This window comes from Methylosinus sp. KRF6 (assembly GCF_018887255.1).
Taxonomy (GTDB): Bacteria; Pseudomonadota; Alphaproteobacteria; order Rhizobiales; family Beijerinckiaceae; genus Methylosinus; species Methylosinus sporium.
The window spans coordinates 1-1,164 of sequence record NZ_JAHLJF010000046.1 but is presented as its reverse complement, the minus strand read 5'-3'; the positions used below and the strand labels follow the sequence as shown (position 1 = coordinate 1,164).

The 1,164-nt window shown below is 61.9% G+C and carries 1 protein-coding gene; it reads left to right on the top strand.

The genetic code is table 11. The features are described from left to right. Window positions 1–205: 205 nt before the first annotated feature. A complete protein-coding gene (locus KP010_RS22450; RefSeq protein ID WP_216281940.1) occupies window positions 206–1,150 on the top strand; it encodes an IS110 family transposase in 945 nt (314 codons plus the stop codon). Window positions 1,151–1,164 lie beyond the last annotated feature (14 nt).

Here is a 1,164-nt window from a genome sequence, read left to right as displayed (position 1 = left end):
CTTGTCTTATGACTTTTCCTGCCGCTGAGGCAGAAAGGAACCGCTGGGAGAGGGTGGCAGCCCTCTCGTCAGCGGCGAGGGACGGATCGGGAAACCGCGGACCGTTTGACGGGTCGAGCTAGAGTTTGATCGCCCTCGTCTTTTCCTTTGGCCTGAACGGATACTCGGGCGTTCGGCCCGAATGACAAGCAGAGGCATGGAAAAGATGAACCCTTCTACCATTGGCGTCGACGTTTCAAAAGATTGGCTCGACGCGCATCGCCTCGTGGACGGAGCCGCGCGCCGTTTCGCCAATGACAAGACCGGCCGAAAGGCCTTGATCAAATGGATGGGCGCCACGCCGGTGAAGCGTGTCGTGTTCGAGCCCACGGGCCCTTACCATCGCCCGCTCGAACGCGCGCTCGACATAGCCGGTCTGCCGATCGCCAAAGTCAATCCGCGCCAGGCGCGCCGCTTCGCCGAGGCTGCCGGCAAGCTCGTCAAAACCGATCGCGCAGACGCCGCCATGCTGGCGCGCATGGGAGAGGTTCTCGACCTTGCGCCCCGCCCTTGTGTCAGCCAGCTCATCGCCGAGCTGAAAGAATTGCATCTGGCGAGAGCTGCGCTCATCAAAGACCGCACCGCCGCTAAGAACCGCGCGAAGGCGATCACGCTTTCTTTGCTCGAAAAGCAGAACAAAAGGCGCATCGCCGATATCGACGCGAAAATGGAGGAGATCGACGCCGCTATCGAGCAGCGCATCGACGGCGATCCGCTCCTCGCCCGCCGGTTCGAAATTCTCCTCTCCATCCCCGGCGTCTCGAAAATCACGGCTTTCGCCCTTCTCATCGAGATGCCGGAACTCGGCTGCCTCGAAGGCGGACAAGCGTCGAGCCTCGCCGGCCTCGCGCCCGTCCAACGACAATCCGGCTCGTGGAAGGGCCACGCCTTCATTCGTGGCGGCAGAGCTTTTCTCCGCCAAGCCCTCTATATGCCAGCGCTCGTCGCCTGCCGCTTCAATCCGCAGATGAAGGCCGACTATGCCAGGCTCGTCGAAGCCGGGAAGCCGGCCAAGGTCGCTATCACCGCCGTCATGCGCAGAATGATCGTCCTCGCCAACGCATTGTTGCGCGATGACCGGCTTTGGGCCGAAAAAGCCCCTTGTCCATAACGGATACTCTAGCG